Origin of the sequence: Lichenihabitans psoromatis (assembly GCF_004323635.1) — a bacterium.
Taxonomy (GTDB): Bacteria; Pseudomonadota; Alphaproteobacteria; order Rhizobiales; family Beijerinckiaceae; genus Lichenihabitans; species Lichenihabitans psoromatis.
This window is the reverse complement of sequence record NZ_CP036515.1, coordinates 3795970-3821308: the sequence shown is the minus strand read 5'-3', so window position 1 is coordinate 3821308 and position 25339 is coordinate 3795970. Positions and strand designations below refer to the sequence as shown.

The window sequence follows — 25339 nt, the reverse complement described above, 5'->3', positions numbered from 1 at the left end:
GGTCAGTCGCTCGTTAGGGCTTGCTCGCGCTGACCGCCCAACCGCACCATCATGTCGATCAAGGCGCGGTCCGTTAGGACGGCTGTACGTTCCTTCCGCTTAAGCCAGGAGCAAGCCTCGTCGATCGTCGCGGCCTCGGTCAGCTTGGCGGCCGCCATGGCGCGCTCGATATCGACATCGCCACGTTTGCGCGACGGGACAACCGGCAAGAAGGCCTCGTGAATGTCACGAAACGACGGGTCGTCGTAGATGGCGAGCAGGCCATCCGCGTCGTCGTAGCCGGTGCGGGCGAGATCGAGAGCCAAAGCATTCGCACGCTGCGCGATGGGCGGAACAGACGTTTCCTCTGGCGTCATCAGCAGGCCGAGACGCTTGAGAAAGAGGCCGATCGACAATTGTCCGCTGGCCCAGGACAGTATGATCGCGAGTAGCAGTCCGGCGACCGTTGGCGACATCCAAGCGACGAGCGACGGCGAAATCAGAAGACCGGCCGCCAGGGTCGCGGCACCGAGCACGACATGTGAACGGTGACGGCGCACGATGTCGCGCATGGGAATCGAGCCGTCGTCGCGCCGCTGCGGACTCCAACCCGTATCCCGCCCGAACAGGATCTGCATGACGGAGCCGGATTGTACCAGCATCATGATCGGCGCCAGCAGGGCCGACATGATGACCTCTAGGAGTGCCGATAGGATCAACCGGATGGCGCCACCGCTGGCCCGGCGAATGGGCGTCTGGACGATCGCGATGATGAGGCCGAAGAGTTTCGGCGCCAGAAGGAACCCCATCGTGATCGCGAAGAGGTCGAGGGCGCGTTGCGCGTCGAAACGCGGCCAAGCCGGAAACAGCGAGAAATCCTGTGTGAAATATTCTGGCCGGATGTATGTCGATTGCAGCACCAGAACGATACCGACCAGCAATTGCGCCATCCACAGCGGTGAGGCCATGTAGCCCATGATGCCGTTGGCGAAATGCTGCCGAGACGCAAGGTGGAAACCGCGAGCGAACATCACACGGATATGCTGCAGATTTCCCTGGCACCAGCGCCTGTCGCGAATGCCGACATCGATTAGTGAGGGGGGGCTTTCCTCAAAGCTGCCGCCGAGCACCGGCAGCATCGTCACGCCGTAGCCGGCACGGCGGATCAGCGCCGCCTCGACAAAATCATGGCTGAGGATGTGGCCGCCGAACGGGGGCCGTCCGCGCAGATCGGGCAGCCCGCAATGCGCCGCGAAGGCTGCCGTTCGGATGATAGCATTGTGGCCCCAGTAATTGCCGTCGCGCCCCATCCACACGGCCAAGCCGGCCGCGATGACCGGGCCATAGACGCGAGCCGCGAATTGCTGGAGGCGAGCGAACAGCGTGTTGCGGTTGATGATGAGCGGCAGCGTCTGAATGATGCCGGCATCCTGATCGGCTTCCATAGCCGATGCCAAGCTGACGATCGAATGTGCCGTCATCAGGCTATCGGCATCCAGCACGACCATATGCTCGTAAGCGCCTCCCCAGCGGGTGACGAAATCCGCGATATTGCCGGCCTTGCGGCTCGTATTCTTCGATCGATGGCGATAGAAAACCCGGCCTTTGCCGCGGAGCCGTTCCCGCAGCGCCACATAGGCCCGCTCCTCCGCGATCCACACATCCGGATCGGTGGTGTCGGAGAGCAGAAAATAATCGAAATGCTGGCCAACTCCGGTGCGGGCCACATCCTCGCAGATCGCCTGAAGCGCGCCGAACACCCGCGCGGTTGCCTCATTGTAGATCGGCATGACGATGGCGGTCTGGGCCGACAACGACGACGGCAAGTCGGGGGCTTTCGGCGCGAAGAACAGCAGCCAGACGAAACCGACGACCGAACTCGCGAACGACAACGCGATCCAGGAGAAATTTGCCACGAACAGGACCAGCAAAACCCATTCGAGCAGGGTAACGCCGCCGACATCGACCACCCGGTACATTTGCCATGTGCCATAGGCCGTGATCGCAAGGCCGCCGCCGAACACGACCAGACGCGACAACCATGGAATCGTGCGATTGCGCGCCTCCTGCCAGGACCGACGGGTCGATTTGTCGAAGCGGGACAGAGACTGAACCGGCATGGCAAGCGGCTGCTCGGCGGGCATCGACGGCTGCATGCGCCGGCTTCGCTCGGCCGGTTCCGCTGTGGCTTGGTCTTCGCCTGCTACGCTGTCCATCTGTAAAGCCAAGTCTCACTCACAGGTTTGCCGTTGTTTTCGAGCGCCAACCGCAACTCGGACAGATTTTCGCTTGCGGGGTCGAGTTCGAACAGCAGGCGATAGGTTTTGTTAGGCTGCGACACGAACGTCCGCAGCAAGGCGATCGTCCCCACCGAACTCGATAGCGCGGGTTTCAGATCCGCGACCTGTTTCGCGTCGGCGAAGATGTCGCCCGTGAATTCGACCAAGAAGCGCCGACGTTTGCCCGACGCGCCTTTACCCTGGCGAGTCTCCGTCACGATCGCGAGGGGCGGCCGCTCGACCGGCGTCCAACACCAGGATTGCCGATAGGAGAGCGCCATTTCGGTGTTGGCCTGCAACGGCGCCTTTGGCCGCCAGAAGCATACGATGTTCTCGTTGATCTCGGCGTCGGACGGGATTTCCACCAGCACGACGTTGCCTTCGCCCCAATCGCTCAGTGGCTCGATCCACAGCGAAGGGCGAAGCTCCCAATGCTGATCGTCGTCCTGAAACTGCGCGAACCGTCGTTCGCGCTGCAACATGCCGAAACCGCGCGGGCTATTGTTGATGAAGGACGAAATTTGCAGCGTCTCGCGATTGGACACCGGCCGCCACAGCCATTCGCCGTTGGTGTTGTGGATCTGCAGGCCGCCGGTCTCGTAGACGCCCTCGCGCAGATCGTCGCGGTTGCGTCGGTTGGCTGGGCCGAAGAACGACATCCCCGCCATGGTGCCGAGCCCGACACCGTCCACGATCGCGCGGGTGAACAAGGTGCATTCGGTGTCGATGATGGTGATGTCGCCCGGCCGCAGCGTGAAGCGATAGGCGCCCGTCATGCTTTCGCTATCGACCAGGGCATGCAGCACGAGCGCGTTATTGGCCAGCGTCGGGCGTTCGATCCAGACCGCCCGAACCATTGGGAATTCCTCCCCCTTAGGATCTGCGGTGCGGATCGATAGCGCGCGGGCCGTCACACCGAAGTTCTGTCCTCGCGCGATCGCTCGGAAGAAACTCGCGCCTTGAAAGATCGCGACTTCGTGAAAACCGTCCGGCCCCATCGGCTGCAGCACGCGGAAACCGGAAAAGCCGATATCCGGGATAGTGCTTGGAACCTGCAAGCCACCGAAGTCGAAACGCGACGGGTCATAACCCAGCCGTCGCGCTTTGCCGTTCTCGACGACATTGATCTCCATCGGTGCCGAGAAAAGGAAGCCGCGATGCAGCGGTTCGAGCGCGAAACCAACGTTATCGCCGGCCCACGTCGCAGATCCGGGCTGGGGCCGGATCGCGACATATTTCTCGTACGGCAGCTTGGCGAATGGCGCCGGAAGATCCGTATCGAGAGCCACAAAAGGTTTCTTGGCGAGGTCGCGCGCCCGATCAACGATCGAAGCGGCGTCGAAATTCGGGATTGGGGCGGATGACGCCGTCGAACTGCCGGCCGTCGTGGCCGGAGGCGTGGGCTGTGTCGACTGAGCGAGGGCACCCGATGCTGTCGCACCGATGCTCAACGCGGCCAATTTCAGAACATCTCGACGTATGATCATCAATGAGACTGGCGCTTCGTCACTGGTGCTTCGGGGAGCCGAGACCCCGAATTTGCGGACCGGCCAAGGCACTCTATAACCGAATTTATTGCGGCAGCGAGGCGTTTTTGAACCGTTATTGCGACGGATCGGCGAGGGTTCGAACCGTAGGATCGCGAGTGTGTTCGCAAGCGCACACTCGGCACGTCATCGCGGGTGAGGGAGGGTGTCATAAGCCAAGTTGGTCAGACCGAAAGGCGCTGCATCGCGGTCATCCTCGCTGCAGGCGAAGGCACCCGCATGAAATCGGCAAAGCCGAAGGCGCTGCATGGCATCGCGGGCCGTTCGATGCTGTCTCACGTCGTCGCAGCCGCTCAAGCCATGGGCGCCGATCATATCGCGGTCGTGGTGGCGCCCGGCCGCGACGCGGTGATTCAAGAGATCCGCGCGATCGCACCGGACGCCACGATCGTGCTCCAGCACGAGCGACGCGGAACCGCCCATGCGGTTCTGAGCGCGCGTGACGCCATCGGCGTCGATTTCGATGATCTGGTCGTGCTCTATGCCGACGTTCCGTTGATCCGGCCCGACACTCTTGGCCGACTTCGCGCCGCCCTTGCCGATGGCAGCGCCGTGGCCACCTTGGGCTTCAAGGCCGCCGACCCGACCGGCTATGGGCGTCTCGTCCAATCAGCGGACGGATCGCTGACGGCCATTCGAGAGCAGAAGGATGCGACGCCGGCCGAACGCGCCATCGATCTGTGTAATTCCGGGCTTATGGCGCTCGACGGAACGATCGCGGTCCGACTGCTCAGCAGCATCGGTTGCGACAATGCACAGGGCGAATTCTACCTGACCGACGCCGTGGAAGCGGCGGTGGCAGAGGGGCGACACTGCGCCGTGACGATCACGGACGAAGCGGAAGTGCAGGGCGTCAACGATCGGGTGCAACTGGCGGCGGCCGAGCGCTCGATGCAGGCGCGGCTGCGTGAGGCGGCCATGCGGGGCGGCGCGACGCTGGTTGCGCCCGATACCGTCTTTCTGTCGTACGACACCGTCCTCGGCCGGGATGTCGTGGTTGAGCCGCAATGCTGGTTCGGACCCGGTGTGTCGGTGGGCGACGGCGCCGCCATCCATGCCTTCTCCTACCTTGAGGGCGCCACGATCGCGTCCGGCGCCTCCGTGGGTCCCTATGCCCGCCTGCGACCGGGCGCGGCGATCGGCGAGAACGCCAAGGTCGGCAATTTCGTCGAGATCAAAAATGCTGAGATCGAGCGTGGCGCGAAGGTCAGCCACTTGAGCTATATCGGGGACGCCACGGTCGGGTCCGGGGCCAATATCGGCGCCGGAACCATCACCTGCAATTACGATGGCTTCAACAAGGCGCGGACGATCATCGGCGCAGGGGCATTCGTCGGGTCCAACTCCGCATTGGTGGCGCCTGTTACGATCGGCGAGGGAGCCTTTATCGGCTCCGGGTCGGTCATTACCGACGATGTCGCGCCCGATGCTCTGGCGATCGGACGCGGTCGGCAGATCGCCAAAGCCGGATGGGCCGAAACGTTTCGGGCTGAGCAAAAAGCCCGTAAAGCGAAGCCAAGACCTTAAGGGTTCATCAAGCGCAGCGGACTTGTATGAAGGCTTGAGCCGCGGGCTTCGGCCGCGAGAGCAGTGGAGTGGGTCTCAGATGTGCGGCATCGTCGGAATTCTCGGAACGGGTCCGGTCGCTCCGCAACTCGTCGACGCGTTGAAGCGGCTCGAATATCGCGGCTACGATTCGGCCGGGATCGCGACGCTGGAGGATGGTGTGCTGACGCGCCGCCGGGCGCAGGGCAAGTTGAAGAACCTCGAACTGCGCCTGTCCGAAGCGCCGTTACGCGGCGCGATCGGCATTGGCCATACACGCTGGGCGACCCATGGCCGGCCGACTGAGACCAACGCGCATCCACATGCTAGCGACCGGCTCGCCGTCGTTCATAACGGCATCATCGAGAATTTCCGCGAACTTCGCGCCGAATTGTCGGCCAAAGGCCACGTCTTCGCAACCGAGACCGACAGCGAGGTGGTGGCCCATCTCGTGACGGACCTGATGGATGGTGGTCTTCAACCGACCGATGCCGTCCTTGCGGCTCTGCCGCGCCTCAAGGGCGCGTTCGCGCTCGCGTTCCTGTTCAACGGCGAGGCCGATCTGCTGATCGGCGCGCGGCAGGGCGCTCCTCTGGCGGTCGGATATGGCGACGGCGAGATGTATCTCGGCTCCGACGCTTTGGCACTCGCACCCTTCACCGAGGAGGTGGCCTATCTCGAGGAGGGCGACTGCGTCGTGCTGTCTCATATGTCGGCGACGTTTTGGGACGTGTCCGGCGCGCGCGTGGTCCGCCAGCGCCAGAGAAGCCTCGCCAGCGCCTTTCTGATCGACAAGGGCAACTATCGGCACTTCATGGCGAAGGAGATCCACGAGCAAGCCGAGGTCGTCGGCCGCACGCTGGCCCATTACCTCGATATGTCGGACGCGTCGGTCAACCTGCCGTTCGAGCTTCCATTCGATCTCGGCAGCGTCGAACGCATCACCATCTCGGCTTGCGGCACCGCCTATATGGCCGGTCTGGTCGCGAAATACTGGTTCGAGCGGATCGCGCGCGTGTCGGTCGATATCGATGTCGCGTCCGAGTTCCGGTATCGCGAGGCACCTCTCCCGCCGCGCGGCGTCATGATCGTCGTGTCGCAATCGGGCGAAACCGCCGACACGCTCGCCTCGCTCCGCTACGCCAAGCAGAACGGCCAGCGGATCATCGGCGTCGTTAATGTCGCGACATCGAGCATGGCGCGTGAGAGCGACGTGGTGGCGCAAACGCTGGCGGGTCCCGAGATCGGCGTGGCGTCCACCAAGGCATTCACGTGCCAGCTCGCCGTGCTGGCCTGCCTGGCTCTGGCGATCGGCAAGGCGCGCGGCACGCTCGATCGGGCGGAGGAGCGCCGCTTGGTCAACGCTTTGATCGCCGTGCCCGGGCTGATCGCCGAAACGATGAAATGCGAGCCGCAGATCGAGGCCATCGCGCGCGATCTGTCCCGCGCCAGGGATGTGCTCTATGTTGGCCGTGGCACCAGCTACCCGCTGGCGCTCGAAGGCGCGCTGAAGCTCAAGGAACTCTCCTACATCCACGCCGAGGGCTATGCGGCGGGCGAGTTGAAACACGGCCCCATCGCGCTGATCGATGAGACGATGCCGGTCATCGTGATCGCCCCGCCGGATCCGGTCTTCGAGAAGACCGTCTCGAACATGCAGGAGGTCGCGGCACGGGGCGGACGGATTATTCTGATCGGCGATCGCGAGGCGACGCGCGCCGCTTCGGTGGCGGTCGAGGCCGCCATCGCAATGCCGGCCATGGATGCGACGTTCACACCGATCGTCTACGCGGTGCCGGTGCAGCTGATTGCCTATCATACCGCCGTCTTCATGGGGAAGGATGCCGATCAGCCCCGCAACCTCGCCAAATCCGTCACGGTCGAATAGCCGGCGCGCGGCTGGTGTAACGTCGGCTTCACGCCTCGACCGATAAACTCAGGATCGCGTTCCTTCGAGGCGGCCCTTTGATCATCGTCCTGACCTTCATGCTGAACGCCGGCCTGAACTTCCTGCTCGGGCTGGCGGTGGCTGCGGTCCTCGGCCCCGAGCAATACGGACGCTTCGCCGTGGCCGCGATGGTCGCGATCGTGATCGGCACGGCGGCGTTCGATTGGCTCCGCTTGTCGGCGACGCGCTTTTACACGGAGGCGGCCCGCGCCGCCGACCCCGAGCTTCGGGCGAGCCTCGAAGTCGCGTATGCGGGCCTCGGCTTCGCGCTGCTGGTCGCTGCCGCCTTAGTGATCGCTCTTCAGGTCGACATCGGTTTATCGGCCGCCATGCTGGCCGCCACGGTCGCGGCGGCCATCTGCAACACGCGGTTCGATTATACGGCGGCGCTGGCCCGCGCGCGGTTTCTCGACCGGACCTATTCCGTGCTGGTCGTCACCAAGAACGTGGCGTCCTTCGGGCTGATGATCGGGGCCGCCTTCTGGTTTAAAAATGCCGCAGCCGTAATGGCGGCGCTAGCGCTCAGCGGCGCTCTAGCGATCCTCCCGGCACGATCAATCCTGTTGGATCACGGCGTCGGCTTGCGGGGCGCCACACGATCGAGGGTCGTGGCTTTCGCGCATTATGGCTTTCCGATCGTGACCGCCAACGTGATCTATCAGGTCATCGTGTTGGTGAACCGCGGCGCGGCCGCCGCGCATTTGGGGTTCGCCGATGCGGGCCAGTTGTCGCTCGCAACCGATATGAGCATCCGCCTTCTGCTCGCGGTGGGGGCGGCGCTCGACGTCTATCTGTTTCAACTCGTCGTGCGGCGCGATGCGACCGACGGGCGAGCCGCCGCGCATGAGCAGATCGTCCGCAACATGCTGATCGTGACCGCCGTTCTCGTGCTGCTCGCGGTCGGCTATGTGATGGCTATGCCGGCGTTCGAGGTGCTTGTCGTGCCGCCCCGCTTCCGCGCCGACTTCGGCCCCGTGAGCCTCGTTTTAACCCCGGGTATCCTGGCGTTTTGCCTGGTCAATTTCGCTCTCAACCCGGTCTTTCAAATCGAGGGGCAGACCCGGCTCGTCGTCGTCGCGGCTGCGGCGGCGCTCGCGGTCGACCTCGGCGGCCTTGCGCTCCTGTCGCCTCACAGCGGCGTTCTCTCCTATGCGATCGTGCATGCCGTCAGCCTGCTGGTTGGCTTCGTGCTCGCCGCCATCTTCGCGTTGCGGCATCCCTCCTGCCGGCCGCCTTTGCGGGATCTTGCCGCCATCGGGCTCGCGGCAGCGCTCGCGGCGGTGGTGATCTGGCCAACCCGATCGATCGGCGAGCCCGTTGTCGCACTTGCGGCTGCCATGATCGGTGGCACGTCGATCTATCTTCTCACCCTCTACCTCGCCGACGTGGCCGGCTTCCGCGATCTGTCACACCTCATGATACGGTGGGTGTTTCGCGCACGCTCAAAGCCGCAAGTTGGGCCGACCGCATGATCGACGCGCCGCTGCCGCACACCGTCGCGGTTCTGATCGCGACGCGGGGACGCCCGGCCATCCTCAAGACGGTCCTGGCGCTGGTCGCCGCGCAAACCCGCGTGCCGGATCGCATCGTCGTCGCCGCAACCGAGGAGGCTGACGTCGTCGGTCTCGATCTCGCGTCCGGCGTGACGGTGACGTTCGGACCGGCGGGTCTGACCCGGCAACGCAACCGGGCTATGGCGACGGCGGCCGGCGTCGATCTCCTGATTTTTTTCGACGACGACTTTCTCCCATCCCGGTTTTGGGTCGAGCGCGTCTTGGCGGCCTTTGCGTCCCATCCCACTCTCGTGGTGCTGACCGGCGCGGTGCTGGCCGATGGCATCAAGTCGGCCGGCATCACGCCGGAGGCCGGCCTTGCGATGCTGGCGAAACGTGACGGATCGACGCTCGAAACGAGCGCGCTGCAGGACGGTATCGGCCCCTATGGCTGCAACATGGCCTTCCGCGCCAGCGCGATCGCGGGGCTGCGGTTCGATGAACGTCTGCCGCTCTATGGCTGGCTGGAAGATGCCGATTTCGGCGCGCTTGCGGCACAGCGCGGCATGGTGGCGCGAGCCGAGGACTTGTGGGGCATTCACCTCGGTCACAAGCCCGGCCGCGTCTCCGGCAAGCGGCTCGGCTATTCGCAGATCGTCAACCCCATCTATCTGGCCCGCAAAGGCACTGTGCCGAGCGGCTTTGCAGCCAAGCTTATGACTAAGAACATTGTGGCCAACGCGCTGAAATCCTTGGCGCCGGAACCCTGGATCGACCGGGCAGGGCGGCTGCGCGGCAATCTCGTCGGGCTTGCCGACATTCTCCGTGGTCGCGTCACGCCCGAGCGGGCCGCCGAGCTTTAGGGTTTCTTATCTCTGATCCTATTCGGTCGGCTTTTAAGACAGAGTTCGGGTTTACCCGCCACGATGTGTCCGTGATCGGCGCTTAGGCCGATCGAAAGAAACGAAAGCGGGGCCTGTCGCGACGCGATGGCGCGCCGAAATACGGGTTGTAAGCGTATGAGTTTTCCAATTCCGCTGCCGCACCGGCGCGGTCCAGCCAAGCTTCTGGCGGCGCTGCTGGTGTTTTTGGCTTTGGCCGGCTGCGCCGGGCAACTCGAAACCGTCCGCACCGGCACAGTTTCGCCCGCGACACTCGAGACCATGAATCAGCTAAACATGGATCGCCGCGCCCCGATCCTGGTCCGCATTTTCAAGGAAGAGAAAGTTCTGGAGGTCTGGAAGCAGGACCGCTCGGGGCGGTATCGTCCGCTGAAATCCTATGAGGTCTGCCGCTACTCCGGCGTGCTCGGCCCGAAGAAGCAGGAAGGCGATCATCAGGCGCCGGAGGGTTTCTATGCCGTCGCGCCGGGGCAGATGAACCCCAAGTCGCGCGAATATTTGTCGTTCAACATCGGCTATCCCAACGCCTTCGATCAGTCGCTCGGCCGCACGGGCGACTCGCTGATGGTGCATGGCGGCTGCCGATCGGTCGGCTGCTACGCGATGACCAACGAGCAGATCGAGGAAATCTACGGCCTCGCCTATGAGGCGTTTGCCGGTGGCCAAATGGAGTTCCAGATCCAGGCCTATCCGTTCCACATGACGGCCGCGAACCTGCAACGCCACGCCACCGACCCGAACCTGCCCTTCTGGCTCAATCTGAAGACCGGGAGCGACCTCTTCGAGGCCACCAAGACACCGCCGCAAGTCGGGGTCTGCAACGGGCGCTACATGTTCGGGGCTGCAGCGGCGGGCGTCTGCACCGTGCCGCCACGCGCATCCTGAGATGGCGACTGTGAAATCCGTGGATAGCGGAGCGTTCGGCTATGCCGGCGCTAGCGTGGCGCAAGCGGTGCGGTTAACCCTGCGGTCGTGCGGACCAGCGACCCAACCATCGACCTGCCGTTGACCTTGCGCCCTGATGGGGAAACCCGGCCATGAGGATCGACATCGATCTCGGCATGACATCGGGGCAGGGCGCAGGCGGCCCCGCGACGCTCGATCTCGAGGAGCTTCTGGCGACCCGTCTGTTGGTCCAGGGTAATTCTGGGTCGGGCAAGTCTCACCTTCTGCGGCGGTTGCTCGAACAAAGCGCGCCGCATGTGCAGCAGCTGATCGTCGATCCCGAGGGTGATTTCGTCGGCCTCGCAGACCGGTTCGGCCATGTGGTTGTGGACGGCAACCGCAGCGTCTCCGACCTCGAATGTATTGCGGCGCGGGTGCGTCAGCATCGCGTCTCCGCCGTGCTGAACCTCGAGAGCCTCGATGCCGAGAACCAGATGCGGGCCGCCGCCGTGTTTCTCAACGCGTTGTTCGATGCCGAGCGGGACTATTGGTTTCCGATGCTGGTCGTGGTCGACGAGGCGCAATTATTCGCGCCGGCAGTTTCGGGCGACGTGGCGGAGGATGCTCGAAAGGCGTCCCTAGGCGCGATGACCAATCTCATGTGCCGCGGCCGCAAACGCGGGCTGGCCGGGGTAATCGCGACGCAGCGGCTCGCCAAGCTCGCCAAGAACGTCGCGGCTGAAGCCACGAACTTTCTGATGGGACGCACCTTTCTCGATATCGACATGGCGCGCGCCGCCGATCTGCTCGGGCTCGAGCGGAGGCAGGCTGAGGTCTTTCGGGAATTGCAGCGCGGCCATTTCGTGGCGCTCGGCCCGGCCCTGTCGCGTCGCCCGCTGTCGATCCGCGTCGGGTCCGTCGAAACGCAGGCACGGGCCGGGACGCCGCTGCTGACGCCATTGCCCGGTCAGAGCACCGAGGACGCGCGCGACCTTATTCTGGCGCCCGTGCGGACCGAACCCGGCCGCGCGGTGGCCGAACGCCGCGTGTCGGCTCCGCCTCCGCCCTCGATGAACCAGATCCTGGAACAGATCGTCCGCGACCGGCCGCCTGAACCTGTCGAGGATGAAGCGTCGCTTGCCCTCTCGACCGAGGAGCGCGAGCAGGCCTGCCGGGTGATCGCCTACGACATCCTGGGCGATCCCGACGCTTCGTTCCGCCCAGAGGCGGTGCTGTATCAAGATTTCGTCGTTCGGTGCCGCATCAAGAAGATCGGCGGCGGCCCGATGCCGCTGCCCGAGTTCAAGCTGCATCTGAACGTCGCGCGGGCCGGGGTCGATCCGACGGCTGTGGACCTCAGCGAGTGGAGCCGGGCGATCGCTGTGGCGAGACAGATCCCAGACGATCTACAGGCGTCGTTTCTGATCCTCGCCGGCGCTGCTTTGCTGGGCGACGCTTGCCCCTCGGATCTCGAAATCTCGCGCCGCTGCGGCCATCATTCGGCAGGCCGGGCGCGAAGCCGCATCGGTCACCTCGAAAAGCGCGATCTCGTCGTCATGCGGACCGACATGAGTGGCCAACGATCCGCCGTGCTCCCCGACCTCGGTTGGGAGACCCGCCCGGGCGACAGCAACGGGCCAGCCATGCCGCAGGTGGAACGCGACGCGGCCGAATGATCCAGCGACTTTATCCGGCTTCGATCAATCGCACGGCCGCGTCACGCTCGAACAGATAGAGCAAACGTCGCATCGCTTCGCCGCGCGGCGTTTTCAAGCTTGGGTCGGTCGCATAGAGATCGGCCGCATCCTGCCGCGCCTCGGTCAGCAGCTTGGCGTGATGGTCAAGGTTGGCGACCCGGAAGGAGGGCAGGCCGGATTGACGGGTGCCGATCAACTCCCCTTCGCCGCGCAATCGCAGATCTTCCTCGGCGATGCGGAAGCCGTCCTCCGTTTCGCGCATCGTCATGATCCGGGCGCCCGACGTTTCACCGAGCGGCGCTTTGTAAAGCAGCAGACAGGAGGATCGCGCCTGCCCGCGCCCGACACGCCCCCGAAGCTGATGCAATTGAGCCAGACCGAACCGCTCGGCATGTTCGATCACCATGATCGAAGCTTCGGGCACGTCGATGCCGACCTCGATGACGGTCGTGGCGACCAAAATACGGGCCTCGCCGCTGGCGAAGTCTGCCACGGCTGCATCCCGCTCGGCCGGTTTCATCTGACCATGGACCAGCCTCACCTTGTCGCCGAAAACCTGACACAGCGTCTCGAAGCGCTCCTCGGCCGCCACGAGATCGACCTCCTCGCTTTCGGTCACGAGCGGACAGACCCAATAGACGCGCGCGCCCTCCTCGATCGAGCGCTGCATGGCGGTCACGACCTCGCTCAACCGTTCGATCGGGGCGGCGCGGGTCTCGATCGGTTGCCGGCCGGCCGGCTTTTCCCGCACGGCCGAAACATCCATGTCGCCGAACACCGTCATGACGAGCGTGCGCGGAATGGGCGTCGCGGTCATCAGGAGCATGTCGGCGGAGCGACCCTTTTCGGTGAGGGCAAGCCGCTGAGCGACCCCGAACCGATGCTGCTCGTCCACGACGATCAGGCCGAGATCCTGAAACACCACGCTGTCCTGAAACAGCGCATGCGTGCCGATCACGAGCGCGATGGCGCCATTCGCCAGGCCTTCGAGCGTTTTGGCCCGCTCGGAAGCCTTGTCGCGTCCCGTCAGCAGCGCCACCGTGATTCCGGCATGAGCCCCGAGGGTCGTCAACCGCTCGAAATGCTGCCGTGCCAAGATTTCGGTCGGGACCATCAGCGCAGTCTGATGTCCGGCCTCGATCGCGGTCGCCATCGCCAACAGTGCTACGATCGTCTTGCCAGATCCCACATCGCCCTGCAGCAGGCGGAGCATCCGCTTGGGCCCCGCCATGTCGGCGCGGATCTCGGCGAGAGCCTCCTCTTGGCCGGCGGTCAGGCGGAACGGCAGCGCAGCCAGGATGCGATCGGACGCGACCCCCGTGCCGATCGTCGGGCGGCCGTTGTTGTCGCGCATGCGCCCGCGCACGGTTGCCAGCGCGAATTGGCTCGCCAGCAATTCGTCATAGGCGAGCCGCTGCATCGGCTGCGACTGCGGGTCGAGCACCGATGGTGAGGTCGGGTAATGCACCGCCAGCAGCGCATCGGCAAAGCTCGGCCAGCCCAGGAGAATAGCGCGATTGGGCTCCAACCATTCGGGCAGATCCGGCATGCGGCCGACCGCCGCCTCGACGGCTTTCGTGAGGATGCGCGGATAAAGACCGTCGGTCAGGCCATAGATGGGTTCCACCGCCGGAAGCGCCTTCAGACCTTCCTCGTCCATCACCCGATCGGGATGCACCATCTGCAGGTGACCGTCCCAGGATTCGAGCTTGCCGGAGACCCAGCGGGTCGTGCCGATCGGCAATGCTTTTTCGACCCAGGCGAAATTGTTCAGGAAGAACACCAGCGTCACGTCGCCGGTATCGTCCTCGATCAGCACCTTATACGGCGCTCTCCCGCGCGTATTGCCTGGAGGGTGATGGGCCGTGACACGGCCTTCGATCACGACGACCGCGTCCCGCGCTGCATCCCGAATCTTGGGTCGGGCACGCCGGTCGATCGTCGCGTGCGGCAGATGCAGCAGCAGATCGATCACGCGGGCGGGCTGGCCCTTGCGTCCCAGCAGTCTGTCGAGCAGCGCGCCGGTCTTCGGTCCGATGCCACGCAGAGCCGACGCGGCGGCAAACAAAGGGTTGAGATCAGCTGGTCGCATGCACCGAGGTCGTTGTCCCGTGGGAACGCCCGCTGGCAACCCGGACCCTTTCGGCTATATACGCCCTACGGGCGACGCTCAACCGTCGTGGCACGAAGGAATATGGACATGTCGGCTTTGGACCCGACGGACGCCGATGAGAGCGTTCGGCGGCGGCGCCTCGTTTTTCGGGCTTGGCATCGCGGGACGCTTGAAATGGATCTCATCATGGGTCGGTTCGCCGATGCCCATGCGGCGACGCTATCGCTCGAGGAAATCGATACCTTCGAAGCGTTGATGGATGCGCCGGACGGCGAAATCTTTCATTGGATCACGGGATCGGTCGAGACACCCGGCAATTACGACACCGCGCTGTTGCACCGCATTCGCGCCTTTCATGTCTCTACAGGTCCAATCCATGGCTAATGCCACACGGTTGGCGACGCGCCCAAACGCGGCTGCGCCGTCCTCGCTTCTCGATGTCGCGCGGATCATCAAGCAGATCGACAAAGGCGGTGACGTCATGCTGTCGCACGTTCCCGACGGGTTCGATGCCTTTGTGGCCGCCGACCTCATTCGGGCGCTCGCGCGGGGCGGCAAGGAGCGCCCGGTCGTGCTGATGCACGTGGCGCGTGAAGGGCAGCGGGCACTGGCGTTTCGCGAGGCGTTGGCCTTTGCGGCGCCCGATGTCGAGATTCTCGATTTTCCCGCCTGGGACTGCCAGCCCTACGATCGTGTCTCGCCGCAAAGCGCGATCGAAGCGCGTCGCATGACCGTCCTGTCGCGGCTGTCGCGAACAAAATCCGCCCCGGAGCGGCCGCGTATTCTGTCGACCACCATCAGCGCCTTGCTCCAGCGTGTGCCGCCCCGCAAGTCGGTGGCGGCCGAGAGCTTTTCGGCGGCACCGGGCAATTCGGTCGCGACCGACGACCTCGTGGCGTGGCTCGAGACCAATGGTTTCCTGCGGTCGGGAACGGTGCATGATACGGGCGAATATGCGGTGCGGGGCGGCATTCTCGACCTCTTCGCGCCTGGCATGACGCAACCGGTGCGGCTCGACTTCTTCGGCCATACGCTGGAATCGATCCGCTCCTTCGATCCGGAAACGCAGCGCTCGACCGGGCAATTGCGGGCTCTCGATCTCGTTCCGATGAGCGAAGTGCAACTCACCACCGATTCGATGCGGCGGTTCCGCCAAGCCTATGTCACGGCCTTTGGCGCGCAGACACGGGGCGACCAGCTCTACGAGGCTGTCAGCGAGGGGCGCCGCCACCAGGGCATGGAGCATTGGCTTCCGCTCTTCTACGACAGCATGGATACGCTGCTGGATTACGTCGACGGCTGCCCTGTGCTGCTCGACCCGCTCGCCGAGGATGCCGCGAGCGAACGGTTCAAGATCATCATCGATCACCACGGGGCGCGGGACTCGGCTCAAAGCAAGCCGATGGCGACCATCTACAAGCCGTTGCCGGCCGATGCGCTCTACTTGTCCGAGCCGGAGTGGAAGAAGCGCCTCGCCGATGTTCCCGTTTTGCGCGTGACGCCGTTCGACGCGCCGGACGATGCCAAGACCCCGACGATCGATTGCGGCGGACGGGCTGGCAGGAATTTCGCGCCGGAGCGGGCCGACGAGAGCGCCAACGTCTTCGATGCGGCGTTGGCGCATGTGCGCGCGCTTCAGGCCGACGACAAGACCATCATTATGGCCGGGCTTAGCGACGGCTCGCGTGAACGGCTGCGGACGGTGCTGGCCGAGCATGGCCTGAAGAAGACTGAGCCGGTGTCCTCGCTCAGTCAGGCGTTGGGTCTGCCCAAAGCCAGCGTGGCCTTCGCGGTCGTCGGTCTCGAACAAGGCTTTGAGGCCGGCAGTCTCGTGGTCGTCAGCGAACAAGACATTCTCGGCGATCGGCTGATCCGCAACCGCAAGAAATCCCGCCGCGCGCAGGATTTCCTGCAGGACGTCTCGGCGCTATCGGCCGGCGATCTCGTGGTCCATGTCGACCACGGCATCGGCCGTTTCGTGGGCCTGCAGACCATCGCGGTCGGCGGCGCGCCGCACGACTGCCTCGAATTGCATTATGCGGCCGGCGACAAACTCTTCCTGCCGGTCGAGAACCTCGAACTGCTGTCGCGTTACGGCAACGAGGATAATGACGCGGCGCTTGATCGGTTGGGCGGCGCAGGCTGGCAGACCCGCAAGGCCAAGATGAAGAACCGCATCCGCGAGATCGCGCATGCGCTCATCAAGATCGCGGCCGAGCGGGCGGTGCGGGTGGCACCGAAGATGCTGCCGCCCGACGGCCTCTACGACGAATTCTGCGCACGGTTCCCCTATGACGAGACCGAGGATCAAGCCTCCAGCATCGACGCGGTCCTGGACGATCTCGGCTCCGGACACCCGATGGATCGGTTGATCTGCGGCGACGTCGGCTTCGGCAAGACCGAGGTGGCGCTGAGGGCCGCCTTCACGGCCGCCATCAACGGCGGGCAGGTCGCGGTCGTCGTGCCGACGACGCTTCTGGCGCGCCAGCATTTCAAGACGTTTTCGCAGCGTTTCGCCGGTCTGCCGCTCCGGGTCGCTCAGATGTCCCGCATGGTGACGGCGGCCGAACTCAAGCAGACCAAGGCCGGGGTTGCGGATGGCACGATCGATATCGTGGTGGGCACTCACGCGCTGCTCGGCAAGACGGTGTCGTTCCGAGATCTTGGCCTCGTCATCATCGACGAGGAGCAGCATTTCGGCGTGACCCACAAGGAGCGGCTGAAGGACATGCGCGCCGAAGTGCATGTGTTGACGCTGTCGGCGACGCCGATTCCGCGCACGCTGCAACTTGCCATGACAGGCGTCCGCGATCTCTCCATCATTGCGACGCCGCCGGTCGATCGTCTCGCGGTCAGGACCACGATCACGCCATTCGACGAATTGATGGTGCGCGAGGCGCTGCTCCGTGAGCGCTATCGCGGGGGACAGTCCTTCTTCGTGTGCCCGCGTATCGAGGATCTGGAGGAGGCGTCCGCCTTCCTGCGGCAGAGCGTGCCGGAGGTGAAATTCGTCATGGCGCATGGCCAGATGGCCGCGACCGAGCTGGAGGCCAAGATGACGGCTTTCTACGAGGGTCAATATGACGTGCTGCTGGCCACCGCGATCGTCGAATCCGGCCTCGACATTCCGCAGGCCAATACACTGATCGTCAACCGGGCCGACATGTTCGGGCTCGCGGCGCTATATCAGCTGCGCGGCCGCGTTGGTCGATCGAAAACGCGCGCCTATGCGCTGTTCACCTATCCGACCAACAAGCCGCTGACGACGCAGGCCGAAAAGCGCCTGAAGGTTCTGCAATCGCTCGACACGCTCGGCGCGGGCTTCGAACTTGCGAGCCACGATCTCGATATTCGCGGCGCCGGCAATCTCGTGGGCGACGAGCAATCGGGGCACATCAAGGAAGTCGGATTCGAGCTTTACCAGCAGATGCTGCGCGACGCGATCGATGCGCTTCAAGCCGGCGCCACGGAAGATATCGCGGAAGAAGCCTGGTCGCCATCGATTACGGTTGGCGTTCCGGTCACGATTCCAGAGGTTTACGTTCCGGATCTCACGCTCCGCATGAGTCTGTATCGTCGCTTGTCGGCCTTGGATACGGATGAAGACATCGAGAATTTCGGGGCCGAACTCATCGACCGTTTCGGCCCGCAGCCGGACGAGGTGCGACAGCTGCTGAAATTGATGCAAGTAAAGGCGTTGTGCCGTCGTGCCCATGTCGAGAAAGTGGATGCCGGCCCGAAGGGCGTCGTCATCGGCTTCCGCGACAATTCATTTGTGGATCCGGCCGGGCTTGTGCGCTTCGTGCAGAAGGAAGGCCCGCGCGCCAAGGTGCGGCCGGACATGCGCGTCGCGTTCATGCGCGACTTCGATACGCCCGACGATCGACTGGAAGGCACGCGCGTGATCCTGCGTGCGCTGGTCGGGATTGCCGAGAAGAAAGCGGCCTGAGCGATCGTCTCAGGCCTGTTCCGTGTGCAGGCGGGCTCGGGCCGCCGACTTACTCAGCCGGCAACAGGATGAGATTGACGGTTGACTTCGCTGAATCGCTGATCTCCACAGTCACCGGACCAGGAGCGAGCTTGAAGCGAACGCTCTTGCGGACGCCCGGGCAGCCGGCTTTTCCCGAAAACGAGTCGAACCGCAGCTTGGCGCCGTCCTGAACGAGATCGATCCAGGCTTCGTCAGACAGTGTCGCCTGATAAATCCCCGCCGCGATGATCGGTGGCATGGTCAGCACGGCTCCATAGGCCGGGTTCGCTTTCGCCGCGCGCGCCGGCGGAACCGGATAGGTGACCCCGGCTTGTGGCACGAGTTGAACGGCTGCGGCTTCGGACAACCCCGGCCCGTTGGCGCCCTGCGGAATGGCCTTCAGCGGAGAGGCCGCAAAGGCCTTTTGCTCGCGTGTAATCGGCCATTTGAAAGACGTGCAAGCGTCAGAGCCTTGTGCGAAAGCGCTTGTCGACGTTGCCAGCAGCGATAGGGCCGCAAGACCGAGGAAGCGGATTTGCATCAATCGATCGCAAACATGACGTCGGAGGATTTCACCACCGCATAGGCATCCATGCCGGCTTTCAGGCCGAGATCATCGACCGCTTCGTTGGTGATCGATGCGGTCACGATCGTCCCATTGACGTCGAGGCGGACATGGGCGGTCGTCTGGCCTTTAACGACCTCGACGATTTTGCCCTTTAACTGATTGCGCGAGCTGAGTTTCATGGCTGCGGTCCTGTCCCCGAGACGAGGCTGCCTTGTGGCATGGGGATGGCTTTAAGTCACGGACGCTCGATCAGGATGCCGCCGAGAATCGTCTCGACGACCTGCCGCTTGGCGGCGTCGAACTCGCGTGTCGAGAGATCGTGCCCGCCGTTCAGCGTTTTGATCTGATGGGCAAAATCGGCATAGTGCTGCGTCGTCGCCCAGATCATATAGATCAGCGTCTTGGCCGAGAGGGGGCGGAGTTGACCGGCCGCGATCCAGCCATCGATGATCGGCTCGCGCTGCGCCAGCCATGCCTTCAGGGTTGTCTCGAGGAAGTCCTGTACCAGCGGTGCGCCACGCATGATCTCGCTGGCGAAGATGCGGGAGGCGAGCGGAAACTGCCGGGCGAGATCCATTTTGGCCTCGATATAGGCGGTCAGGGCTTGTTCGGCGCTCGCCGCGCGATCGAACGATGCCGCCGCTGCAAGCCAGGCTTCGAGCACGTTGGCCAGCACGGCGCGATACAGCGCTTCCTTGGTTGGAAAATAATAGTGGAGGTTGGATTTCGGCAGACCCGCGCGTTTGGCGATCGCAGCCGTGGTGGCACCCCCGAACCCCTGTTCCGCAAAGACTGATTCCGCAGCCGCCAGAAGAAGCGCCTCGGTTTCGGCTCGACCTGACGACTTTTTTCGCATCAAAGAATGAATTTCGCTCATGAAATCAGCATATCGGCTTTTCGATCTGAGTTTACGGGACAGTTTGACCGTCTGGTCGAACTTAGACTAGCCTCCGGCAAAGTCCGACCGCAAACCGGATCCATGGAGCCTCGAAGCCAGCATGTCCGATCTCTCCAATCTTCGCGTCGATCCCGTTCGGCTATGGGACAGCCTCATGGAGATGGGCAAGATCGGCGGAACCCCGAAAGGCGGGTGCAATCGCTTGACCCTGACCGACCTCGACAAGCAATCGCGCCACTTGTTCACGACGTGGTGCGAAGCGGCAGGTCTGACGGTCACGGTCGACCAGATGGGCAACATGTTTGCGCGGCGAGCCGGCGAGGACCAAAGCCTGCCGCCCGTGTTGATGGGAAGCCATCTCGACACGCAGCCGACCGGGGGTAAGTTCGACGGCGTGCTCGGCGTGCTCGGGGCTCTCGAGGTCATGCGCTCGATGAACGACATGAAGGTGAAGACGCGCCACCCGGTCGAGATTGCCAATTGGACTAATGAGGAAGGCTCGCGTTACGCGCCTGCCATGATCGCGTCGGGCGTGTTTGCGGGCGCCTACACGCAGGAGCATGCTTACAGCCTGACCGATCGCGACGGCCTGACATTCGGCGATGAACTCGAGCGGATCGGCTTCAAGGGCAGCGAGCCGGTCGGCAAGCCGGTCCATGCCTTTTTCGAGCTCCATATCGAACAGGGGCCGATCCTCGAAGACGAGGCGATCGATATCGGGGTTGTGACGCACGGGCAGGGCCAGCGCTGGTACGAAATCAACCTGACGGGCTTCGAGAGCCACGCCGGCTCGACCCCAATGGCGCGCCGGCGCGACGCTCTGGTTGGGGCAGCCCGCATCGTCGGTCTGGTCAACGCGATCGGACTTGCACACCCGCCGCTGGCGGTCTCGACGGTCGGCATGCTGACGCCCTATCCTGGATCGCGGAACGTCATCCCAGGCTCGGTTTTCATGACCTGCGAATTTCGCCACCCGCAAGACGCTGAACTCGATCTGATGGATGCGGCGCTGCGCGAGGGTGTCGCCCGCATCGTCGCCGAGAGCGGTCTCGAAGCTGACCTGAAATGCGTGTTCTCCTATGCTCCGGTTCCCTTCGATGAAACCTGTATCGCGGCTGTGCGGCGCGGAGCCGAGGCTTATGGCTATAGCCATCGCGACATCGTGTCGGGCGCTGGTCATGACGCCTGCTATCTCGCGCGCGTCGCGCCGACCTCGATGATCTTCACGCCTTGCGTCGATGGGATCAGCCATAACGAGGCCGAGAATATCAAGCCGGAATGGGCCAGCGCGGGCGCGCAGGTGCTGATGCATGCCGTGTTGGAAAAGGCTGAAATCGTCGCCTGAGCGCGGCGACTTTGGTTTCAGGTGTCGGACGACGACAAAACGAAGACGACAAGACGGAGGAGTGGTCGAGATGTCGGTGGTGATCAAGAACGGGACCCTTGTGACGGCCGATCGCACCGTGAAGGCCGATATCCTGATCGAGGGTGAGACGATCGCGGCCATCGGTCTCGATCTCACGGGCGAAACCACGATCGACGCGACCGGTTGTTTCGTGATGCCGGGCGGGATCGACCCGCATACGCATCTCGAAATGCCGTTCATGGGAACCACCACGACGGACGATTACGAGATCGGCACCAAAGCCGCGTTGTCGGGCGGCACGACGATGGTGGTGGATTTCTGCATCCCCAACCATGGTCAGCCTTTGATGGAGGCGTTGGCCGATTGGGACCGACGCGGCACGCGGGCCTGTGCCGATTATTCGTTCCACATGGCCATCCCGTATTGGACGCCGCAAGTTAGCGCCGACATGGCCAAGGTCGTCGAGCGCGGCGTCACCACGTTCAAATATTTCATGGCCTACAAAGGCGCCTTGATGGTGGACGACGGCGAGATGTTCGCGTCCTTCCAGCGTTGCGCCGAACTGGGCGCGCTGCCCCTCGTTCACGCCGAGAATGGCGAGGTCGTCGCCGCGCTGCAAAAGCATTATCTCGACGCCGGCATCACCGGCCCGGAGGCGCATTCCTATTCGAGGCCGCCGGAGGTCGAAGGCGAGGCCGCCAATCGCGCCATCATGTTGGCCGATCAGGCGGGTGTGCCGCTCTACATCGTGCATACGTCGTGCATTCCAGCCCATGAAGCCATTCGGCGGGCCCGTAGCCTCGGCCAGCGCGTTTATGGCGAACCGCTGATCCAGCATCTTTTGCTCGACGATGGCGAGTATCAAAACGCTGATTGGGATCACGCGGCCCGGCGGGTGATGTCGCCGCCGTTTCGCGACAAGTCGCACCAGGACGATCTGTGGAACGGTCTCCGGGCCGGCTCGCTACAAGTGGTCGCCACCGATCACTGCGCTTTCATGACCGAGCAGAAACGCTTCGGTAAGGATGATTTCACGAAGATCCCGAATGGGACCGGCGGCTTGGAGGATCGCATGCCGCTGCTTTGGACCCATGGGGTTGTGACCGGACGGCTGACCATGAACGAGTTCGTGGCCGTCACCTCGACCAACATTGCCAAGATCCTGAACATCTATCCAAAGAAGGGGGCGATCGAGCCCGGTGCCGACGCCGATCTGGTCATCTGGGACCCTGAAGCCACGAAGACCATCACCGCAGCAAAACAGTTTTCAGCGATCGATTACAACGTCTTCGAGGGGTTTGCGTGCAAGGGACTTCCGCGCATCACTCTCTCGCGCGGTCAGATCGTCTACGAGAATGGCGTGGTGACGGCCGATGCAGGACGCGGGCGCTTTATCGCGCGCCAGCCCTTCAGTCCCGTCAACGTCGCGATGCGGACCGCCAAGGCCGACCATGCGCCTCAGCCCGTCAAACGTTGAGGGCAGAAACGCGCTGCAGGCCGCTTGGTTGCGTCGACAAAGTAACAGTCAAGATAAATAAATATATGGCACCATATCGGTCGACGCGCCATTATTAGGGCTCGATGGGTTTCTAGGCAGCAGACCGGGCTGGAGACGTCGCTGGCGGCAAAACCGCGGGGGCGGGTGTCTCGAAGTCATGGATCCCATCGGTCGACGGGGAGGTCTTGATGCTGGTGTCTGATCTTTTGCACTCATGCGCCAACGAAGGCGTTGCCGAGGCTGCGGTGGCGTCCATCGGCGGCTCATTCGCGGCCGAAATCGAAGCCGAGGCTGTGCATGCAGGCGTCGGTGTCGGCGCTTTGACAGCAAGTCATGTCCGCAGCTTCGCTCGTCGAGCAGGCGAACGGGATTGGCGCGACCTTGTCGATGCCTTGCGGGGGCAGGATTTCCCGCTGCTGCATGGTCTTCAGGTGATCCTCGAGCGTCGTATTCCCGAGCCACGCAGCGGGGCTCGCATTCCAAGACCGACCAAGCCTTCGGCCGCCTGCGATGCATCCGACAGCTACGCGTCAGCCTGAACATTGGTTTGGGCAACCAATGAGGCGTCGCGTGCTTGGCCGTTGACGCGGCAGGGCTGCTTGGCCTAGTCACCACCTATGGACAGCTTCGACGTCGAGACCTGCATGTTTGCAAGGATTGGCTAGCACATTCGCTGGCCCGCGACCTGTCTTGTCCATCATCATGACTTGATCGCGCTTCGGCCAAGCTCCACGCCGGGACAACGCGATGGTTTTGCGCCTCTACAACGGCCTGACGCGGCGCAAGGAAGACTTTGCGCCGATCGATGCTGACGATGTGCGCCTCTATGTGTGCGGGCCGACGGTCTACGATCGCGCGCATATCGGCAACGCCCGCCCGCTGATCGTCTTCGATGTCGTCTATCGCCTGTTGCGGCATCTCTACGGGGTCGACCACGTTCGCTACGTGCGGAACATCACTGACGTCGATGACAAGATCAACGCACGCGCGGCCGAGCGCGGCATCACGATCGGTGAATTGACCGAGACCACGGCACGCGGTTTCCAGGAGGACGCTGCCTCGATCGGCTGCTTGGTCCCGACCGTCGAGCCCCGCGCCACGCAGCATATCGCCGAGATGCTCGCCATCATCGAACGGCTGATCGCGTCCGGCCATGCCTATGCGGCGGACGGTCATGTGCTGTTCGATACGCCCTCGATGCCCGATTACGGCCAGCTCTCGCGCCGACCGCTCGACGAGTTGATCGCGGGCGCCCGCGTCGAAGTGGCTCCATATAAGCGCAACGACGGCGATTTCGTGCTGTGGAAACCGGCCGCTCCGGCAGCGCCCGGATGGGACAGCCCGTGGGGACGCGGCCGCCCCGGATGGCATATCGAATGCTCGGCCATGAGTTGGAAACATCTCGGCGAAGTGTTCGACATCCATGGCGGCGGCATCGACCTCATCTTCCCGCATCACGAGAACGAGGTGGCGCAGACACGATGCGCCTTCGGACACGCCACCATGGCGAACTTCTGGATGCACAACGGCTTCTTGCAAGTCGAGGGAGAGAAGATGTCCAAGTCGCTGGGCAACTTCATCACGATCCACGATCTGCTCACCACCAAAACGTTCGGCGGCCGGTCGTGGCCCGGCGAGGTCTTACGCCTTGCCATGCTGCGGACCCACTATCAAAAGCCGATCGACTGGACCGTGCAGGCCCTTGAGGAAGCCGAGAAGACGCTCGATCGCTGGTACGCGATCGCGGCCGACCAGCCGATACGAGACGAGAGCGTGGGTCGCTCGCTCGACGGGGCTTTGGCGCCGCTTCTCGATGATGTGAACACGCCCGCGATGCTGGGGGATCTGCATCGGTTATTCGGCGACGATCCGATGACGGGGATTGGCGTGGCTCGCGTGCTCGGCCTGTTGCAGGACACGCCAGCCGCCTGGGCCGCGCGCCGTCGCGATGGTTTGTCGGTCGATGCCGCCGAGGTGCAAACCTTGATCGAGCAGCGCCTTGCGGCGCGTGCCGCCCGCGACTGGGCCGAGTCCGATCGCTTGCGCGACGTGCTGCTGGCGCTCGGCGTCGCCTTGAAGGACAACAAGGACGGCACCACCACTTGGGATGCCGCCACAAGGAGTTCCGTCTGATGGCTGACCGCATGAGCGGCGCAACCCTGCGGCCGATGCTGCCGACCGACGGGCCGATGCTGGCCTCAATCTTCCAAGCCAGCGTCGAGACCCTGACCGAAGAAGATTACAGCGACGATCAGCGGGAGGCCTGGGCGGCCTTGGCCGACACGCCGGACTTTGCCAAGCGGCTGACCGGGGGCCTGACTCTCGTGGCCAGCCTCGCCGGCGAGCCGGTCGGCTTTGCGGTGCTCGAGGGCAAAGACAAGATCGGTATGCTCTATGTCGCGCCGGATCTCGCCCGTCAGGGCGTTGCGACGATGCTCTGCGACGCCTTGCAGCGGATCGCGGCCGGGCGTGGAACCGCCAAACTGATCGTCGATGCCAGCGATACGGCGCGAGACTTTTTCATGGTGCGCGGCTTCGTGCCGATGGTCCGCAACATGGTGTCGGTCGGCGGTGAGTGGTTGGGCAATACGACGATGGAATTCGATCTCGTCGCAGCCGGCCTGAACAAGCCCGCCGACGAAGCGTCGTGA

General features: G+C 63.8%; 19 protein-coding genes. 13 read left to right on the top strand and 6 right to left on the bottom strand.

The features are described from left to right. Positions 1-2: 2 nt before the first annotated feature. Together mdoH and EY713_RS17815 are read right to left on the bottom strand one after the other, a co-directional pair. The gene (gene mdoH / locus EY713_RS17820; RefSeq protein WP_245572775.1) at positions 3-2135 is read right to left on the bottom strand and encodes a glucans biosynthesis glucosyltransferase MdoH; all 2133 of its coding nucleotides are present in this window, start codon (positions 2133-2135) and stop codon (positions 3-5) included. A gap of 47 nt (positions 2136-2182) precedes the next feature. Then, on the bottom strand, positions 2183-3745 hold the full coding sequence (locus tag EY713_RS17815) for an OpgD/OpgG family glucan biosynthesis protein (protein WP_131117472.1): 1563 nt from the start codon (positions 3743-3745) through the stop codon (positions 2183-2185). A gap of 279 nt (positions 3746-4024) precedes the next feature. Between EY713_RS17815 and glmU the strand changes: the two genes are divergently transcribed. From glmU to EY713_RS17785, 6 genes are all read left to right on the top strand, one after another. Further along, positions 4025-5332, top strand: coding sequence for a bifunctional UDP-N-acetylglucosamine diphosphorylase/glucosamine-1-phosphate N-acetyltransferase GlmU (gene glmU / locus EY713_RS17810; protein ID WP_245572774.1), 1308 nt, complete (start codon positions 4025-4027; stop codon positions 5330-5332). Positions 5333-5411: 79 nt separating this feature from the next. Continuing rightward, positions 5412-7238 carry a glutamine--fructose-6-phosphate transaminase (isomerizing) gene (gene glmS, locus EY713_RS17805; RefSeq protein ID WP_131117469.1) on the top strand — a complete coding sequence of 609 codons (1827 nt, stop codon included), beginning with the start codon at positions 5412-5414 and terminating at the stop codon, positions 7236-7238. A gap of 77 nt (positions 7239-7315) precedes the next feature. Beyond that, complete coding sequence (locus EY713_RS17800) at positions 7316-8770, top strand: lipopolysaccharide biosynthesis protein (protein WP_131117465.1); 1455 nt, start codon at positions 7316-7318, stop codon at positions 8768-8770. Continuing rightward, positions 8767-9654, top strand: a complete 888-nt coding sequence (locus tag EY713_RS17795) for a glycosyltransferase family 2 protein (protein WP_131117462.1) — start codon at positions 8767-8769, stop codon at positions 9652-9654. The genes EY713_RS17800 and EY713_RS17795 overlap by 4 nt, the downstream gene beginning before the upstream one ends. 156 nt (positions 9655-9810) lie before the next feature. After that, entirely contained in the window at positions 9811-10578 is a 768-nt protein-coding gene (locus tag EY713_RS17790) for a L,D-transpeptidase family protein (RefSeq protein WP_131117460.1), read from the top strand. Positions 10579-10730: 152 nt separating this feature from the next. Continuing rightward, positions 10731-12254 carry a helicase HerA domain-containing protein gene (locus tag EY713_RS17785; protein WP_131117457.1) on the top strand — a complete coding sequence of 508 codons (1524 nt, stop codon included), beginning with the start codon at positions 10731-10733 and terminating at the stop codon, positions 12252-12254. 10 nt (positions 12255-12264) lie between these two features. Here the strand turns inward: EY713_RS17785 and recG are convergent, their stop codons facing one another. Continuing rightward, positions 12265-14367 carry an ATP-dependent DNA helicase RecG gene (recG, locus tag EY713_RS17780; RefSeq protein WP_131117454.1) on the bottom strand — a complete coding sequence of 701 codons (2103 nt, stop codon included), beginning with the start codon at positions 14365-14367 and terminating at the stop codon, positions 12265-12267. 108 nt (positions 14368-14475) lie between these two features. On the opposite strand from recG, the gene EY713_RS17775 reads away from it, so the two are divergent. Both EY713_RS17775 and mfd read left to right on the top strand, forming a co-directional pair. Next, positions 14476-14772: an FAD assembly factor SdhE gene (locus EY713_RS17775; RefSeq protein ID WP_131117452.1), complete on the top strand. Its 297-nt coding sequence runs from the start codon at positions 14476-14478 to the stop codon at positions 14770-14772. Further along, a complete protein-coding gene (mfd, locus tag EY713_RS17770) occupies positions 14765-18337 on the top strand; it encodes a transcription-repair coupling factor (protein WP_131117449.1) in 3573 nt (1190 codons plus the stop codon). The genes EY713_RS17775 and mfd overlap by 8 nt, the downstream gene beginning before the upstream one ends. Positions 18338-18386: 49 nt before the next feature. Here the strand turns inward: mfd and EY713_RS17765 are convergent, their stop codons facing one another. From EY713_RS17765 to EY713_RS17755, 3 genes are read right to left on the bottom strand one after another with little or no spacing between them, the layout of a single operon-like run. Continuing rightward, the gene (locus tag EY713_RS17765; protein WP_131117446.1) at positions 18387-18899 is read right to left on the bottom strand and encodes a hypothetical protein; all 513 of its coding nucleotides are present in this window, start codon (positions 18897-18899) and stop codon (positions 18387-18389) included. Then, positions 18899-19105 (bottom strand): TOBE domain-containing protein, encoded by a 207-nt coding sequence (locus tag EY713_RS17760; RefSeq protein ID WP_131117443.1) that lies wholly within the window; start codon positions 19103-19105, stop codon positions 18899-18901. The genes EY713_RS17765 and EY713_RS17760 overlap by 1 nt, the downstream gene beginning before the upstream one ends. Positions 19106-19161: 56 nt before the next feature. Continuing rightward, on the bottom strand, positions 19162-19803 hold the full coding sequence (locus tag EY713_RS17755; RefSeq protein ID WP_131117440.1) for a TetR family transcriptional regulator C-terminal domain-containing protein: 642 nt from the start codon (positions 19801-19803) through the stop codon (positions 19162-19164). A gap of 121 nt (positions 19804-19924) precedes the next feature. Here EY713_RS17755 and EY713_RS17750 point away from each other — a divergent pair, with 121 nt between their 5' ends. The 5 genes from EY713_RS17750 (at position 19925) to EY713_RS17730 (ending at position 25339) form a co-directional block, all read left to right on the top strand. Beyond that, entirely contained in the window at positions 19925-21169 is a 1245-nt protein-coding gene (locus EY713_RS17750) for a Zn-dependent hydrolase (RefSeq protein WP_131117437.1), read from the top strand. A gap of 70 nt (positions 21170-21239) precedes the next feature. Continuing rightward, positions 21240-22667, top strand: a complete 1428-nt coding sequence (gene hydA, locus EY713_RS17745; RefSeq protein WP_131117434.1) for a dihydropyrimidinase — start codon at positions 21240-21242, stop codon at positions 22665-22667. 209 nt (positions 22668-22876) lie between these two features. Next, positions 22877-23227 carry a hypothetical protein gene (locus tag EY713_RS17740; protein WP_131117431.1) on the top strand — a complete coding sequence of 117 codons (351 nt, stop codon included), beginning with the start codon at positions 22877-22879 and terminating at the stop codon, positions 23225-23227. A 208-nt stretch (positions 23228-23435) separates the two neighbouring features. Continuing rightward, on the top strand, positions 23436-24821 hold the full coding sequence (gene cysS, locus EY713_RS17735; protein WP_131117428.1) for a cysteine--tRNA ligase: 1386 nt from the start codon (positions 23436-23438) through the stop codon (positions 24819-24821). Beyond that, positions 24821-25339, top strand: a complete 519-nt coding sequence (locus tag EY713_RS17730; RefSeq protein WP_245572773.1) for a GNAT family N-acetyltransferase — start codon at positions 24821-24823, stop codon at positions 25337-25339. The genes cysS and EY713_RS17730 overlap by 1 nt, the downstream gene beginning before the upstream one ends.

Coding starts and splice junctions, on each gene's coding strand:
- mdoH (WP_245572775.1), bottom strand. CDS start 2,135: ATGCAGCCGTCGATGCCCGCCGAGCAGCCGCTTGCCATGCCGGTTCAG.
- EY713_RS17815 (WP_131117472.1), bottom strand. CDS start 3,745: ATGATCATACGTCGAGATGTTCTGAAATTGGCCGCGTTGAGCATCGGT.
- glmU (WP_245572774.1), top strand. CDS start 4,025: ATGAAATCGGCAAAGCCGAAGGCGCTGCATGGCATCGCGGGCCGTTCG.
- glmS (WP_131117469.1), top strand. CDS start 5,412: ATGTGCGGCATCGTCGGAATTCTCGGAACGGGTCCGGTCGCTCCGCAA.
- EY713_RS17795 (WP_131117462.1), top strand. CDS start 8,767: ATGATCGACGCGCCGCTGCCGCACACCGTCGCGGTTCTGATCGCGACG.
- EY713_RS17790 (WP_131117460.1), top strand. CDS start 9,811: ATGAGTTTTCCAATTCCGCTGCCGCACCGGCGCGGTCCAGCCAAGCTT.
- EY713_RS17785 (WP_131117457.1), top strand. CDS start 10,731: ATGAGGATCGACATCGATCTCGGCATGACATCGGGGCAGGGCGCAGGC.
- recG (WP_131117454.1), bottom strand. CDS start 14,367: ATGCGACCAGCTGATCTCAACCCTTTGTTTGCCGCCGCGTCGGCTCTG.
- EY713_RS17775 (WP_131117452.1), top strand. CDS start 14,476: ATGTCGGCTTTGGACCCGACGGACGCCGATGAGAGCGTTCGGCGGCGG.
- mfd (WP_131117449.1), top strand. CDS start 14,765: ATGGCTAATGCCACACGGTTGGCGACGCGCCCAAACGCGGCTGCGCCG.
- EY713_RS17765 (WP_131117446.1), bottom strand. CDS start 18,899: ATGCAAATCCGCTTCCTCGGTCTTGCGGCCCTATCGCTGCTGGCAACG.
- EY713_RS17760 (WP_131117443.1), bottom strand. CDS start 19,105: ATGAAACTCAGCTCGCGCAATCAGTTAAAGGGCAAAATCGTCGAGGTC.
- EY713_RS17755 (WP_131117440.1), bottom strand. CDS start 19,803: ATGAGCGAAATTCATTCTTTGATGCGAAAAAAGTCGTCAGGTCGAGCC.
- EY713_RS17750 (WP_131117437.1), top strand. CDS start 19,925: ATGTCCGATCTCTCCAATCTTCGCGTCGATCCCGTTCGGCTATGGGAC.
- hydA (WP_131117434.1), top strand. CDS start 21,240: ATGTCGGTGGTGATCAAGAACGGGACCCTTGTGACGGCCGATCGCACC.
- EY713_RS17740 (WP_131117431.1), top strand. CDS start 22,877: ATGCTGGTGTCTGATCTTTTGCACTCATGCGCCAACGAAGGCGTTGCC.
- cysS (WP_131117428.1), top strand. CDS start 23,436: ATGGTTTTGCGCCTCTACAACGGCCTGACGCGGCGCAAGGAAGACTTT.
- EY713_RS17730 (WP_245572773.1), top strand. CDS start 24,821: ATGGCTGACCGCATGAGCGGCGCAACCCTGCGGCCGATGCTGCCGACC.